Source organism: Rhizobium sp. GCM10022189 (assembly GCF_042656325.1).
Lineage (GTDB): Bacteria > Pseudomonadota > Alphaproteobacteria > Rhizobiales > Rhizobiaceae > Rhizobium.
In genome coordinates this window covers 203,231-217,857 of the sequence record NZ_JBHSOR010000008.1, presented here as the reverse complement: position 1 = coordinate 217,857, position 14,627 = coordinate 203,231, and the positions used below count along the sequence as shown (strand labels likewise).

Annotated in this window: 10 protein-coding genes; 6 read left to right on the top strand and 4 right to left on the bottom strand. The window is 61.2% G+C overall.

Features of this window, described 5'->3' with window-relative positions:
• Positions 1-18: 18 nt before the first annotated feature.
• Positions 19-486, bottom strand: coding sequence for a hypothetical protein (locus ACFPWW_RS08705; RefSeq protein ID WP_112563107.1), 468 nt, complete (start codon positions 484-486; stop codon positions 19-21).
• A 262-nt stretch (positions 487-748) separates the two neighbouring features.
• Between ACFPWW_RS08705 and ACFPWW_RS08700 the strand changes: the two genes are divergently transcribed.
• The 4 genes from ACFPWW_RS08700 (at position 749) to ACFPWW_RS08685 (ending at position 5,849) form a co-directional block, all read left to right on the top strand.
• Entirely contained in the window at positions 749-2,548 is a 1,800-nt protein-coding gene (locus ACFPWW_RS08700; RefSeq protein WP_377311389.1) for a hypothetical protein, read from the top strand.
• A gap of 295 nt (positions 2,549-2,843) precedes the next feature.
• Positions 2,844-3,077, top strand: a complete 234-nt coding sequence (locus tag ACFPWW_RS08695) for a hypothetical protein (protein WP_377311388.1) — start codon at positions 2,844-2,846, stop codon at positions 3,075-3,077.
• 233 nt (positions 3,078-3,310) lie between these two features.
• Entirely contained in the window at positions 3,311-4,942 is a 1,632-nt protein-coding gene (locus tag ACFPWW_RS08690; RefSeq protein ID WP_377311387.1) for a hypothetical protein, read from the top strand.
• Between the two features lie 124 nt (positions 4,943-5,066).
• Complete coding sequence (locus ACFPWW_RS08685; RefSeq protein WP_377311386.1) at positions 5,067-5,849, top strand: outer membrane protein; 783 nt, start codon at positions 5,067-5,069, stop codon at positions 5,847-5,849.
• A 20-nt stretch (positions 5,850-5,869) separates the two neighbouring features.
• Here ACFPWW_RS08685 and ACFPWW_RS08680 read toward each other — a convergent pair whose 3' ends face one another.
• The 3 genes from ACFPWW_RS08680 to ACFPWW_RS08670 form a co-directional block, all read right to left on the bottom strand.
• A complete protein-coding gene (locus ACFPWW_RS08680; protein ID WP_377311385.1) occupies positions 5,870-6,883 on the bottom strand; it encodes an HAD family hydrolase in 1,014 nt (337 codons plus the stop codon).
• Positions 6,858-7,862 (bottom strand): formylglycine-generating enzyme family protein, encoded by a 1,005-nt coding sequence (locus tag ACFPWW_RS08675; protein WP_377311409.1) that lies wholly within the window; start codon positions 7,860-7,862, stop codon positions 6,858-6,860. Before ACFPWW_RS08675 ends, ACFPWW_RS08680 begins: the two co-directional genes overlap by 26 nt.
• Positions 7,863-8,104: 242 nt before the next feature.
• The gene (locus tag ACFPWW_RS08670) at positions 8,105-9,319 is read right to left on the bottom strand and encodes an alpha/beta hydrolase (RefSeq protein ID WP_377311384.1); all 1,215 of its coding nucleotides are present in this window, start codon (positions 9,317-9,319) and stop codon (positions 8,105-8,107) included.
• A gap of 421 nt (positions 9,320-9,740) precedes the next feature.
• Between ACFPWW_RS08670 and ACFPWW_RS08665 the strand changes: the two genes are divergently transcribed.
• Both ACFPWW_RS08665 and ACFPWW_RS08660 read left to right on the top strand, forming a co-directional pair.
• Positions 9,741-10,316 (top strand): nitrate reductase associated protein, encoded by a 576-nt coding sequence (locus ACFPWW_RS08665; RefSeq protein ID WP_377311383.1) that lies wholly within the window; start codon positions 9,741-9,743, stop codon positions 10,314-10,316.
• Entirely contained in the window at positions 10,313-14,509 is a 4,197-nt protein-coding gene (locus ACFPWW_RS08660; protein ID WP_377311382.1) for a molybdopterin-dependent oxidoreductase, read from the top strand. Before ACFPWW_RS08665 ends, ACFPWW_RS08660 begins: the two co-directional genes overlap by 4 nt.
• Positions 14,510-14,627: the final 118 nt, after the last annotated feature.

The window sequence follows — 14,627 nt, the reverse complement described above, 5'->3', positions numbered from 1 at the left end:
CATGCCTGCGGGTGCCGGTCAGTCGACGGGCGGTTCCCAGGTGAGGAAGAAGCCCACATCCCCCGGCATGCCATCGGGAAAGTTGATGATCATGGCCTTGAGACCGTAGCCTTGCGGTTTGGCGACTTCCTCGAACAGTTCGAGAAGTTCTTTTGCCTTTCCCTGCAGCGTCTTCTGCCATCCGGGCAGGTTGTTGTTGATGGCGCGTCCGCTGTCCGTGCAGAATGTCGAGGGAAAACTGTAGATCAGTGCCTCGTATTTGCCTTCTGCAGCGGCCTTCATGACCAGCCGCTTGATGACGGCCCGCTCCGTTTCTCCGATCTGTTTGCGGAAAAAGTCCTCGACGAATTCGGCATGTTTCTTTGCCTCACGCGCCTTGATCTTTTCGTTGCGCTCCATTTCCAGGAGCTGGAGTTCCAGAGCTCGTTTGCGCAGATCCTCTGCGCTTGTCATGGGTTGGGGTGTGGACGTCTCAGGTGATGTCATCGCCGTCTCCTCCAATATGCCTGGAGATGATAGAGCGCGCGATCGCATGAAGGCAGTAAAATACACGTCCGCTTCGGTAGGATACGGTATCCTACGCGGGCGGGAACATATCGGGACCTGTCCGGCAGACGGGAGTCCTTTCGTTCGAGTTGCCTTAATTAGCAATACCGACTGAATTGCGTTGCCGTTGGGCCCGCTCGGGTCTATCGTCCGGCCCGGTACGCTGCAGGTTGTTTGCAATCGGGACCTTTTGGGGAAGCCCATGACAAACGCAGGCGTTGACAGGGCTGGTGGCGCCATCCCATCCCAGCAGGAGGTGGAGCAGCAGCTCGAGCAGATTCTGTCCAGCCCGGAGTTTCGTCTCCCCGAGCGGGCGAGACGATTCCTCGAATTCATCGTGACCGAAACGCTTGCCGGCCGGCGGGAATATCTGAAGGCCTTCACGATCGCGCAGGCGGTTTTCGGCAGAGATGCGCATTTCGATGCCCAGCAGGATCCCTGCGTTCGCATCGAGGCGGGGCGGTTGAGGAGGGAACTGGAACATTACTATCTCACAGCCGGCAGCGGCGACCGGATCGTCGTCACAGTTCCCAGAGGCGGTTATGTGCCCGTGTTCGACATCCGGCAAAATGCCGATACCGTGGAGACGGGGCCTTCGGAACAGTCCGGCCGGTCGTCCACTTCGCCGGAGGCAAGCCCGCAGGTCGATCTCACGGGCGACATGATCGGCACGGACAGGACGAAATGGCGTCTGTCACGGCCTGGAAAATGGCTCCTTGCGGCAACCGCCGTGTTTGCCTCTGCCGTCGCCGTGGCGATATCTTACTACGCCGGGCCGTTCACTGCCGGCCACAAGACCTTGGCAACTGCCAATCGCCCGACCATCGTCGTCGAAACTTTCGACAGCGCTCCCGAGGGTGCCCTTGCATCCGACATTTCCCGGGGCATCACCGATAATGTCATCGAAAGGCTCATCCCCTTCAAGGACGTTGTCGTGGTCGCTCGCCTGCCTCAGAACAGGGAGGCTGAGGCCTCTTCGGAGCCGCTCTACGCCCTTCAGGGAAGCGTGCGACTGGAGGGCAACACGTTGCGTTCGACGGCGAGACTCGTGCGCCGGGCAGACGGAGTGGTCATCTGGGCCAACAATTACGATGCGGATATGAAGGTTCAAGGCGTCCTGAAAACGCAGGCAAGCCTCGCCGAAGATATCGCGACGGCGGTCGCCCGTCCGTTCGGCGTCATGTTCAAGACCAATACCGCCAATATTGCCGGACGCACGGATCCCTTCTCGTGCATATTGTCCTATTACAGCTACCGCAGCGAAATGACCGCGCAAGCGCATGCGGTGGCGCAATCCTGCCTGCAGCAGGCCGCCGAAAAGAGGCCTGGAGATTCCAATCTCGCGGCTTTCCTTTCGCTGACCTATCTGGACCAGTTCCGCTTTCCCTATCAGCTGAATTCGAAGCCGACCGCCGATACGCTAAACATTGCCAGGGAGCTCGCCGAACGCGCGGTGCGGCTTGACCCCACGAATGCGCGGGCTTTGCAGGCGCTGATGCTCGCCCATTTCTTCGCCAATGACATGACGGAGTCGTTGCGTGCCGGCGAGGCTGCCTATGCAAGCAATCCAAACGATACGGAAGTCGCGGGCGAATACGGCTTGCGCCTGTCGATGTCGGGAAACTGGGACAGGGGCTGCGAGCTTATTTCGCGAGCCGTCAGCCGGAATGCCGGCCCGCACGGATATTACGAAGTCGGCATGGCGCTCTGCGCCTTCATGCGCGGCGATGCCGAGGCGGCGGAACTATGGGCGCGCATGTCGGATCTGGACTACAATCCGATGCACCGCCTTGTCCTGCTTTCAATTCTTGGCACTCTTGGAAAGACGGTTGACGCAAAGGAACAGATCGACTGGATCGAAACCCGATCGCCGGCACTCGTCCCGAATATCAGGCGGGAGGTCGTCAGGCGGCTGGCGCGCGCGGAGGACCGGAAGCGTTTTTTTGTCGGGCTGGAGGCCGCAGGCCTGATTGTTCCGGGTGAGAAAGCGCCCGCGGACTAGAATGAAAATACTGTATGGCGGTTGCTGCACACCGGCGCTCGATATCGGATCGTTCGCGCGTCTGCGGCGGAACATGATCGGTCGTCCGGGGGCGGTAAGTTGCGCGCAACGCAGCCGTAAAGGCGGCCGCCTGGGCGTAAATCCCGCAGCGTTTACCGTTGCGTACTTCCTTGAGGGGCCGTGGTCCGCATAGTCTTCGCCATTGCTTTTGTCGGGAGGCGCGGCGTCTATGGGAAAACGGGGCAGGGCCGACAGCGGCGGCGCCGATGCCGCGCAGCTCGGTCTATGGAGACTCATGCTGAAACTTCCGGCGCTGCGCGGGCGTCTGCAGATTGCCGCGTCCCGATCCTCCGCGCTGAACGACCTCCTGGAAGCTTACGAAGAGGCGAGCTTCGCGCTTGAGCGCTTCATGAAACGCGGCGATCCGCAATCGAGAACGTTGGCGGACGAATACACTGCGCTTTGTGCAGAAATCGAGAGCGATATCATTCGTCACCTTCTCGAAACGACTTCGCCTTTGACGGATTGAGGCCGAGCCGTGCGGCTAGCGACCCGTCTCGGTTTTGTCGGTGGCTCGTGTTGCAACTTTTCGTTTTTTAGGCAATAAGCTTACCTTGCTACTTTAGTTGAATCTACTTTAGCTAAATCAAAGCGTGCGAGGCGGCCATGGGTGCTGAGATACACGACTTGAGGGACTGCGAAGTATCGACAGCGGTGGCGAGGGAGGAACTGGGACGACTTCTTGACGATCCAAGATTCAGGGTGACTGCAAGGCAGCGCGACATCCTGAAATATCTGGCGGAACGCCGTTTCGAGGGATACGACGGCAACGTCAAGGCCTATGCTATTGCACTCGACGTGCTTGGAAGGCCGAGTGGGTTCGACGCTGCAAACGATCCGATCGTCCGCATCGAGATAAGCCGGCTGCGCAGCGGTCTGCACGCTTACTACGAGGCATTCGGCACCGACCGCGAAATTTCCATCCACATTCCCAAGGGAATGTATATAGCGCTTTTCCCGAAGAATCCGCCGCCGCTCGAGCCCGACGATGCCGGTGAGGGCGAAGTCTTGGCCGGCGATGCCGGATCGGACGTCAACAATGCGGAAGAGCCGCCGAAAGAGGACCGCGTGCTGGCCGGCAGCCGGCCCCGGTGGAAGCCGGCACTTGCGATTGCGATCGGCGCTTGCCTGTTTGTCGGCGGTGGGCTTGCTGTCTTTCCCGCGTCGCCCGTTCTCACGGTTCGCCCGACGGTCTACGTCTCCATGGAGGGCATGGATGCCGGGATGAGAGGAGAGGCGAGCGTCACGCGCGATATGCTGCTCGCGGCCTTTACGCAATTTCAGACGCTGACGGTCGCGAAGGCCACTCCCGGTCTTGCCGACAAGGCGGCTTCGTCGTCACGGAGCTACGATCTCGACATCAAATATTACGGGGACGGGGACGATCGCAGTATCTGGTGGCAGCTTGTCGACAAAGGTTCCGGAAATCTCCTGAGGGCCGGTGTCGAGCGGTTCGATATCAGCGGCAGCAGCCATGCGGCGGTCAGGGAAGAAATCACCGATCGGCTTGCAAGGCGGCTTGCTTCCGGCCGCGGTGCCATCAACATGGTCGAGATGCAGGCCGGCAACGACAGCGATATCGGCAATGCCTGCATCATCAGGATGGAATACGCGCTGGACGAAGCCGACCCGGATATCGCCAGGAAATTTCAGCATTGTCTCGGAAAGACGCTTGCCGCAGCGCCTGACGATCCCGATGCGCTCGCACTCATGTCGCAGGGCTTGTTGGCCACGGATATGCCGGATCCGACCGCCACGGCGAGAGCTTTGGAAACCGCAAAGAGGGCGGTTTCTCTCGCGCCGCTGTCTGATCGGGCGCAGATCGCCTTGATGAATGCGCAATTTGCCGATGGCAGGCCGGAAGCGGCAATCCAGACCGGAAATCGGGCGATTGCGCTCAACCCCCACAATCCCGAGACGGCGGCAAACCTGGCGATCATCCTCTATTCTGCGGGTTATCGGGAGGCTGGTGTGGCGATGGCCCAGGATGCCGGCCGATCGGTCGATACGGTCCCACGCAATGCGATGCTGGTTCTCGCGCTCGAGGCCTATCGGACCGGTGATTATTCCGAGGCCTCCCTGCTTGTCGAGCAGGTCAGTTCCGGCGATTTCCTGACGGGCGCGATCCGTGCCGCGGCTTTGGGACAGCTCGGATCGGAGGGCGCGGGATCTCGTCTTGCCGAAATTGCGACAGGTGTCCCTGACTTCGGCAGAACCTTCGAGCAGCGGATGGCGCAGGCACGGCTGGACCCCCAGCTGGCGACGGATATCAAGTTGGGGCTGGTCAAGGCCGGGGCCGATTTCAAGGTCGCCGCCGCTGGGCCTCGACCGTAAATGAAGCAATGCATGCGGAGGCGTTTACGCTGACGTTTACGGTAACTTACTTCCGTTCGACGCGGCAGATGTGTCCTATTGGGACGGGGGATGCCAATTTCGTGGGTCAGCAGAGGGATTTTTGATGCGAAGCACCGTGCTGTTGTTGTCCGCGGCCATTCTGGCCGTGCCGGTCATGTCTCATGCCGCCGATATTGCTCCTGTTCTGGCGCCTCAGCCGCAGCCGGCCGATCCCGATAAGTGGACCTTTTCGCTGTCGCCCTATTTCTGGGTCGCCGGGATCACCGGCGACGCCGGCGTTTTCGGCCTTCCGGAGGTTCATGTCGACGAGAGTTTCGGCGACATTCTCTCGGATCTCGATTTCGCCTTCATGGCAGCGGGGGACGCACGCTACGACCGCTTCAGCATCGTGACCGATATCACCTATGTCCGGGTGACGACCGATTCCGCCACGCCGCGCGGCCTATTGGCCAACGAGGTCGATCTGAAGCAGGAAACCTTCGCGGCGATGATCGGCGCGGGTTACGCCGTGATCGACGAACCCCAGGGCCGTCTCGATGTCATCGGCGGCGTCAAGATCTGGTATATGGAAACGACGATTTCCTTTGCCGGAGGACCGCTGGATGGCGTGTCGGGCAAAGACGACGCCACCTGGGTCGATGCCATGGCGGGTCTGAGGGGGATGTACTCGATTACACCCTCGGTCTATCTGACCGGGTGGGGACTGATCGGTGCTGGCGGTGCCGATCTCGACTGGGACGTGATGGGGGGGATCGGCTACAAATGGAACGACGCCGTTTCCGCTGTTGCCGGCTATCGCGCTCTCGGCGTGAACTACAGCGACGATACGCTGACCAACGATATCGTCGAGCACGGACCGATCCTGGGCGTGGTCTTCCACTTCTAAAGCGATAACCGGCAGCGAGGCTACTGAAAGGCGAAAATCGTCTTCCAGTCGCGCTTCATGTCGACCACCAGCCAGTTCCGCCGTTCGGCCTCGTCCAGTGCCTTGTCCAGTTTTCCGAAGGCCGATTCCCGGTCATAGGCATATTCACGATCGGCGTCCGTATGGTGCACCAGCATGGCGAAGCTCGGACCTTCGCCTGCCGTCGTCCAGCGCATCATCTCGTAATCGCCGTCGGAATTGCCGGCGACGAAGATCGGCCGCGCGCCGATGAACTTGTTGATGCCCACGGGCTTGCCGGGACCGTCGTCGATGAAATCGATCTTCGGCAGGCGTTTGAGAACCGGGACGTCGCCGACCAGATCATATTGCGTTGCGATGGTGCTGCCGACCACCTGTTCGGGCGGGATGCCGTAGATCCGTTCCGTCACCGGCCGCATGAATTCCACCCCGCCGCCCGAAACGATGTAAGTGCTGAAGCCATTGGCCCTGAGATAATCGAGCAGTTCGCGCATCGGCACGTAGGTCATTTCGGTATAGGGCTTACCCGTCCTGGGGTGTTTTGCGGTCGCAAACCAGTCCGAGACGGTCTTGCTGAATTCTTCGGTGGTCATGCCGGCGTGTGTCGCCATCACGAGGTCGACGATGCCCTTTTCCCCGCCGCGCGCGATGCCCTTCATGTCGCCGGCAAGAACGCTCTTGAAAGGCTCCTTTGTTTTCCATTCGGGATGTCGGGGCGCCAGCGCCTTGACCCGGTCGAGCACGAAGCCGAGCTGGGTGTAATAGGGCTGCTCGGACCAGAGCGTGCCGTCATTGTCGAAGACGGCAATACGGTCCGAGGGGGCAACGTAGCCGTTGCCGTCCTCCGTGACGGTCGCCTTGACGAAATCCATGATACGGGCCTTGGCCGGCGTGTCGTTCCAGGAAGGCAGCGGTTCCTGCGCGAAAACGGGGTTCCATGCCGCCGCGATCAGCAGGATGAGGGCGACGGCAACGGAGGCAAGACTGACGTCAATGGCTTGCGTGGACCTTCGCATGGACATCCTCCTTTGCTGCGGACGCTCGCTTGATGCAGCGGAAGCCGAGATGGCTGGTCGACGTATCCTCCGGCTCCGCATGGCGGGCGGCCGGACGATAGCGGCGGCAATAGTTCGGGGCGCACAGATGCGAGCCGCCCTTGAGCACACGACGCGGAATGCGGATGCCGGGCTGGCGCGCATCGTAGCTCGCCTCCATGCCGCCGCCACGCGGGTTGTCTGGAATGCAGCAGGCTTTTGCCACCGGTTGCGGATGGCGGTCGGACCAGTAGTCCATCGTCCATTCCCAGACATTGCCGATCATGTCGTAGAGGCCGTAACCGTTCGGCGGGAAGCTGCGGACGGGCGAGGTCCGCTCGTGGCCTTTCGCCTTCGTGGATTTCACGGGAAAGGTGCCCTGCCAGGTATTGGCCATGGGGACGCCGCCTGGCATCAACTCGTCGCCCCAGGCGAATTCCGCATCGTCGAGGCCGCCGCGGGCTGCAAGCTCCCATTCGGCCTCGGTCGGCAGATCCATGCCTGCCCAATCCGCATAGGCTTTGGCATCGCACCAGGCGACGTGCACGACGGGGTGGTCGAGCTTGCCGCGCAGATCGCTCAGGCCGCCGAGCGGCCGGCGCCAGTTCGCACCGAACTTGAAGGTCCACCATTGGGTAATATCAGGTCCGTTCACGGTCTTCGGCTGAAAGAAGACCAGCGATCCGGCGCGCAGCATTTCCGGTTTTGCGCCGGGATAATCCCTCGCTTCCGGCGCTTTTTCGGCAAAGGTGACGTAACCCGTCGCCTTGACGAATTCCATGAACCTGCGGTTCGTGACGGGGATCTCGTCGATCCAGAAGCCATCCACCCTTACCGGATGGGCAGGCGCCTCTTCGGGATAGTGCTCGTTCGAGCCCATCGTGAAGGTCCGGCCGGGGATCCAGATCATGCCTTCGGGCGCCGTGCCTGAGGACCGCCCATCGTCGAATGCCAGTGCCATCATCGCCTCCGGGGTGTGAGCCGGAAGCTTCGCGCGTAAGCGAAAGGGACGGAAGTAAATTACCGTAAATGCGCGCATCGTTACGGCACGGGCTGCCGCACGCCAGCACGATCGCTCCATTTTCCGGGAAGGGAAGCGGCAGGGCGGTCCGGGCGCAGGTAACGTTTCTTCCGTCAACGGCGACCGGATTGAGCGGCGACAGCCCTGATCGTTCCCGTAACCTCTGCCCGTAAACCGGTCGGTCAATTGGTCAGCGGTTTGGATTGCGGGTCGGCGCGAAGCGTATCCTCGACATTCGCTGGCCTTGCCGCGGTGCGCGACGGCTGTTCGATGATCGTCAGAGGGGCGGCCACCGCCGTTCCCGCGACCTTGCCGACTGTCTGGGCCGTACCGCCGACCACCGCGGCAACGCCTTCGCCAAAGGTGATATTGGAGTCCGTCAGGGTCTGGCCCGTCATCAGGCGCTGGCCGATCAGCTGGACGATTTCGGGGCTTTCGGCGAACTTGCCGTGGTTCAGGCTGTCCCCGGTCTTGACCTCGGTCAGGTCGATCGCGGTAATGCCTGCTTCCTCCAGCCGGCTGCGATAGGGCTCCTTGGACGGATCGATTGCGCCGAGCCGCGATACTTTTCCGGTGATGAGGCTGGACACCGCCAGAGCCCGATCGTCCTGCGAAACGAAGATCGTGAATTTCGGGTGGGGCGTGCCCATCTCCACGAACTGTTTGGCGAAGACCTGTATGTCGATATCGGGCGAAGCAAGAATGACGTCGCGGATCTTCGGGTTCACGTGACCGTCGCGGATGCCCATCTGGCGCAGGGATTCCATGGCAAGCCAGGTTCCCATGGAATGGGCAAGGATGGTGATATCCTTGACGCTCGGGTCCTGCGCGAGAATGCGCAATGCCTGTTCGAGCGCCGTGCGCGAATAGTTTGTGCTTTCCTTGTCGTATTCGTAGGCTGTCAGCCGCGCGCGCGACGGCCAGGTGAAGAGAACCGGTGTCGCGTCCATGCCGCTGTCGTGGACAATCTGGGCAAGACGGAAAACGGAATCCTCGTATTTGTTGTTGAAACCATGCACGAATACGAGTGCGTGGCCGTCTTTGAGGTGCTGGTTGAACCAGGCGCGGCCCTCCGCCCGCGTTTCGAGATGTTCGACATGGGTGACGGCAAAATCGGTCGCCGGGTTCGGCGGCAGCCGCTTGGGCCACTGCACGGTGCCGGCAGCGCGTTTTGGCGGGATGGATACGGCAATGTCGGTCAGATAGGGTTTCGGGCTGCGTTCGCCATTGAAAAGCGTCGCGGGATCTCCGGAAGGCTGACGTGTCGTCGCCACCAGCATCTCGACCTGCGATGTCTTCGGAACGGACGCGGTGAGCGCGACCGGCGTCATCACGCCACTTGGATGTCCGCAGGAGCAAAGCGACAGCAATACGGCGAAAACAGGCAACGTCCTCATCAAGGTCCCACCAGGTTCCAGACCGGGGACAATAGGCGCCGCCGATCTGTGCGTAAGTACGCAACAGTAAATTTACGCTGCGCGTCTTCGTGCTCTCTGCTGTTTGCCGATGTTGACGACGAAATGGGTTTCCTGCCAACCGACGTTTTGCCTAAACGCCGGGCGGGCGCGGTCTGGTGACTGCCGATTTTCACGGCAGCAGGTTGCGGATGCGGGGCGGCAGCCGAGAAATCTCAGTCTTTTCAGCAATATCCTGGCTTGGCATGGTTCTTGCTGCCGCAATTCCGGTTGCTGCGGGCAACTGGCATAGCGTCCAGCGGCGGGCGTCTCATAGCAAAGCTGCTGATCTGAAACTGGCGTCTCCTTCGGACGACATTTTTGGTCAGCAGCTTTTTTGTTTTTGGACTTTTCAGGACGTCGGGTGTCGTCCAAGGAGATTGAGCAGAATGCCTGCCCATCGTTTGAAGCCGGTCAATGGCTGTTCGTTCCTGCCTGTGAACGGGAGCCAATTATGAGAGAGCCTATCGAAACGTTCCGGTTCGAGAGCGACTTCGCAGGCAGCCTCCGCTGCATCCCGATGGCGGTGCGGTTCAAGCTGGATCTCTGTGGCATAAAGCTGTCGCTGCGACAGTGGAGCCGCTTTGAAGAGCCGGAACGGCGATGGCTGCTGGAGCAGCCCTGCAAGGTGCCCGCCGACGTGGAGGCATACCGCATGGCGCTTACCGAGTTCATTGCACGGCGCACCGGTGAACTGGCGAAGTCGATCGATGCCGGCGAGGCAGTGGCATGGGCGGCTTCCGATGGCGTGCCGCAGGTCGTGACAAGCCAGGCGGCCTCAAGAGGTGTCACGCCACCGACTGGTGCTCAGTGGTGCAAGCTGACGGACCTCCAGCGGTTCGCGCTGCTCAAATTGACGCGACCCGGCCACGACAATGAAAACTTCGTCCCTGCAATGCTCGAGTTCGGGATTCTGTCTGAGCTGGAGGGAACTCTATGACCTCCGACAGCAAGACCGTCAAAGGCTCCTGTCCCTATTGTGGCGTCGGTTGCGGCATCGTGATGGAGGTCAAGGGCAACAGGGTGGTCAAGGTCTCCGGCGACAAAACGCATCCGACGAATTTCGGAAGGCTTTGCACGAAAGGCAATACCTGCGGCCAGGCAATCGCCGAGTCCGGTCGGATGGACAAGGCCCACATGCGCCTTGCCCGAAGCCAGGACCAGCTCCCGGTTTCAGTGGACAAGGCGATCAGCGAGACCGCACGGCGGCTGAAGGCAATTATCGAACGCGATGGTCCCGATGCCGTTTCCTTCTACGTCTCCGGCCAGATGTCGCTCGAAGCACAATATCTCGCCAACAAGCTTGCGAAGGGTTTTATCCGGACAAAGCACATTGAATCCAATTCACGGCTTTGCATGGCGAGCGCGGGAAGCGGCTACAAGCTTTCGCTCGGTTCCGATGGTCCGCCCGGCTCGTATCAGGATTTCGACAAGGCCGACCTTTTCTTCGTTATCGGCGCCAACATGGCCGACTGCCACCCGATCCTGTTCCTTCGCATGATGGATCGCGTCAAACAGGGCGCGCGGCTGATCGTGGTCGATCCACGGCGCAACGCCACCGCGGACAAGGCTACCCTCTTCCTGCAGATAAAGCCAGGAACCGATCTCGCGCTTCTGAACGGTCTCCTGCATCTGGTGGTCAAGAACGGTCACACGGATTCCGCTTTCATTGCCGAATTCACCGACGGCTGGGAGCAGATGGCGGACTTTCTGGCGGACTACCCGCCGGAAAAAGTGTCCGAGATCACCGGAATTCCGATTGACGACATCATCAAGGCCGCCGAACTGATCGGCAGTTCGCCGGAGGTCATGAGTTGCTGGACCATGGGCCTGAACCAGAGCACGCACGGCACCTGGAACACCAACGCAATCTGCAATCTGCATCTCGCCATGGGCAAGATATGCCGGCCCGGAAGCGGCCCGTTTTCTTTGACCGGCCAGCCGAATGCGATGGGCGGCCGGGAAATGGGATATATGGGGCCAGGGCTTCCTGGTCAGCGCTCGGCGCTTGTCGAAGCGGACCGCACCTTCACCGAAGACCTCTGGAAAATCCCCCACGGCAGTTTGCGCGCGGAGGCGGGCGGCGGAACGATCGCCATGTTCGAAGACATGGCAGCCGGTGCGATCAAGGCCTGCTGGATCATCTGCACGAACCCTGTGGCGACCGTATCCAACCGCGACAACGTCATAAGGGCGCTGAAGGCGGCCGAACTGGTGGTGACGCAGGACGCGTTTCTCGACACCGAAACCAATATCTACGCCGATATCCTTTTGCCCGGCGCGCTCTGGGCGGAGGGCGATAGCGTGATGATCAATTCCGAGCGCAACATGACGTTGACGCGCAAGGCCGTCGAGCCGCCGGGGGAGGCCTTGCCAGACTGGCTCATTATCGCGCGCGTCGCGCGCGAGATGGGCTTTGCCGAAGCCTTCGACTATGCCTCTTCGGCCGAAGTGTTCGAGGAGATCAAACGGGCCTGGAACCCGAAGACCGGCTACGATATCCGCGGAGCGAGCCACGAGCGATTGAGCGCCGGGCCTCTGCAGTGGCCCGTGGCCTCGGCGGAGGCTGCCGACCGCAATCCGATCCGCTACGTCAACAACGGCGTCAGCCAGGAGCGAAAGGTCCTGGCTGACGGGACCGAGCCCCGGCTCGCCTTTGCTACGCCGACGGGGAAGGCAGTCTTCTTTCCACGCCCGCATATGGCGCCGGCGGAAATGCCGAGCCCGGATTTTCCCATCGTGCTGAACACCGGTCGCCTGCAGCACCAATGGCACACCATGACGAAGACCGGAAAAATCCCGACGCTGAACAAGCTCAATCCCGGCCCCTTCGTCGAAATCCATCCCGAGGACGCGGCGGAACTCGGCATAGAGGAAAAGGACAGGGTCGAGATCCGTTCGAAACGGGGCAAGGCGGTGCTTCCCGCCGTCGTCACCGATCGGGTGCTGCCCGGAACCTGTTTTGCGCCGTTTCACTGGAACGACAGCTTCGGTGACGACCTCGCCATCAATGCCGTCACGAGCGACGCGGTCGATCCCCTGTCCCTGCAGCCCGAGTTCAAGTTCACTGCCGTCGCGATCCGCCTGAGCGAGAAAGCGACCTCGACGGACAGCGAACAGGAGAAACGTCCGATGAATGCCATTGTGGAGGCTCGCGTCGAAACCGCAGCCGCCCCAGCGCCTTCCGCCGCGCCCGAAATCACTGCCCTGAGTGCTATGACAGGAGTCGGGCTTGCCGCTGTTCCGGCTTTTACACCTTCAGAGCAGGTTTATCTGCAGGGGTTCATGACAGGGTTGAACGCTGCGATCGCCATCGGCTCGGTCGCTCTTCCGGTTCTTCCCGAGAGCGCACCTCTGACAGCCGAGAGCCGGCTGCTTGTCGACGGGATGCTGGCAGGACTCTTTTCGCGGGATCGTAGAAGGCCGGGCGAGATCGTATCCCCGTCTTCCGCTCCGGTGCTGGCACTCCCGGCGGAGGTGACGGCTCCCGTCGTTCTGGTCGCATGGGCATCTCAAACCGGCAATGCCGAGACGGCGGCCTCGAACTTTGCAAAGCGCCTTGAGGCGCAAGGCCGGAAATTTCGTCTTTCTGCGCTGGAGGCCTTGTCACCCGGCGATCTTGCCGGGGCTCAAACCTGCCTGTTTTTCGTCAGCACATTCGGCGACGGCGACCCGCCGGACAACGGCGCCGATTTCTGGAAGGCCCTGAACAAGGAGACCGCGCCGCATCTTGCCGGCCTTCACTATTCGGTCTGCGCATTCGGTGACAGTAACTACGATCAGTTTTGCGGCTTCGGCCGCAAGCTCGACGAGCGCCTTGCGGTTCTGGGCGCGCAGCGCCTTGCGGACCGCATCGACTGCGAGCCTGACTACGAGGCGTCGGTCGCATCCTGGGGGGACCGTCTTTGCGAGATGCTGCAGCCGGCCAAGGTCGCCGAGCTTGCGGTCGCGTCCTCCCGGCCGACGGCAGCGGTTGTCGCTGCACCTCCAGCGGTCGCCGGTGTTTCGCCGAAACCGACGTTCAGCCGGAAGGCGCCCTATGCATCGAGGCTGCTGGTCAACAAGCGGCTGACGGCGGAGGGGGGCGCGAAAGAGGTCAGGCAATTCGCTTTCGACCTTGGTGACGGAGAATTGAGCTACGAGGCGGGCGACGCGCTCGGCGTGTGGCCGAGCAATAGCCCTAGGCTTGTCGACGAGATCCTGACGACGCTGAAGCTCGAAGCCGATAGTCCGGTTTCGGTCGAGGGATCGGGAGACATGCCGCTTGCGGAGGCCCTGGAAAAGCATTTCGAGCTTGGGCGGGCGAGCGGCGACTTCGTGAAATGGTGGGCATCCGTTTCAGGCAGCAATACTTTGTCGGAAATATCGTCCGGTGAGCGCGAAGAGCTTGCACGCTGGCTGTGGGGCAAGCAGATCGCCGATATCGTCGCGCTGGCGCCATGCCGGATCCAAGCACAGGAATTCATTGGTGGCCTGAAACGCTTGCAGCCGCGCCTTTACTCGATCTCTTCAAGCTCCAAACTCCATCGAAACGAGGTTCACCTGACGGTCTCCGTTGTCAGATACGCAAACGGCGCGGTGATCCGGGCAGGGACCGCATCGGCGTTCCTTGCCGATCGTGCTGGCGATGTCGTCACTCCGATTTTCATTCAACCTTCGGCACATTTCCGTCCGCCGCATGACCCGGACGCGCCGGCCATCATGGTGGGACCCGGCACAGGCATTGCTCCCTTCCGTGCCTTCCTCCAGGAGCGTGAGGCGCGTGGTGCCAAGGGAAAGAACTGGCTGTTCTTCGGAGAGCAGCATCAGGCCACGGATTTCTACTACCGCGACGAGTTGGAGCGCTGGACGAGGAGCGGTCATCTCACCCGCCTGGACCTTGCCTTCTCCCGCGATCAGGATGCGAAAATTTACGTTCAGCACCGGATGGGCGAGTACGGCGCCGAACTATTCCGCTGGCTGGAGGAGGGCGCGTATTTCTACGTTTGCGGCGATGCCAGCCGTATGGCCAGGGATGTCGATGCGGCGCTTAAGGAAATTGTCGCATGTCACGGAAACATGACCGGCGACATGGCCGAGAAATACGTAAAGGCGCTTTCGGCGGCAAAGCGGTATGTGAGGGATGTCTATTGACGATGGCCGCGAACACGACTGCCGCTCGTGTTGGACCGACGCGCCGGCATCGGTCCAGCCGGACTGCCGGACACGGCATCTTGGCGGCATTCCGGCGATCCCGAACGCTCGGTACGTT

What these genes read in the sequence shown, in the direction of transcription:
- ACFPWW_RS08705 (WP_112563107.1), bottom strand. Translation starts at nt 486, where the DNA reads ATGACATCACCTGAGACGTCCACACCCCAACCCATGACAAGCGCAGAG.
- ACFPWW_RS08700 (WP_377311389.1), top strand. Translation starts at nt 749, where the DNA reads ATGACAAACGCAGGCGTTGACAGGGCTGGTGGCGCCATCCCATCCCAG.
- ACFPWW_RS08695 (WP_377311388.1), top strand. Translation starts at nt 2,844, where the DNA reads ATGCTGAAACTTCCGGCGCTGCGCGGGCGTCTGCAGATTGCCGCGTCC.
- ACFPWW_RS08685 (WP_377311386.1), top strand. Translation starts at nt 5,067, where the DNA reads ATGCGAAGCACCGTGCTGTTGTTGTCCGCGGCCATTCTGGCCGTGCCG.
- ACFPWW_RS08680 (WP_377311385.1), bottom strand. Translation starts at nt 6,883, where the DNA reads ATGCGAAGGTCCACGCAAGCCATTGACGTCAGTCTTGCCTCCGTTGCC.
- ACFPWW_RS08675 (WP_377311409.1), bottom strand. Translation starts at nt 7,862, where the DNA reads ATGGCACTGGCATTCGACGATGGGCGGTCCTCAGGCACGGCGCCCGAA.
- ACFPWW_RS08670 (WP_377311384.1), bottom strand. Translation starts at nt 9,319, where the DNA reads ATGAGGACGTTGCCTGTTTTCGCCGTATTGCTGTCGCTTTGCTCCTGC.
- ACFPWW_RS08660 (WP_377311382.1), top strand. Translation starts at nt 10,313, where the DNA reads ATGACCTCCGACAGCAAGACCGTCAAAGGCTCCTGTCCCTATTGTGGC.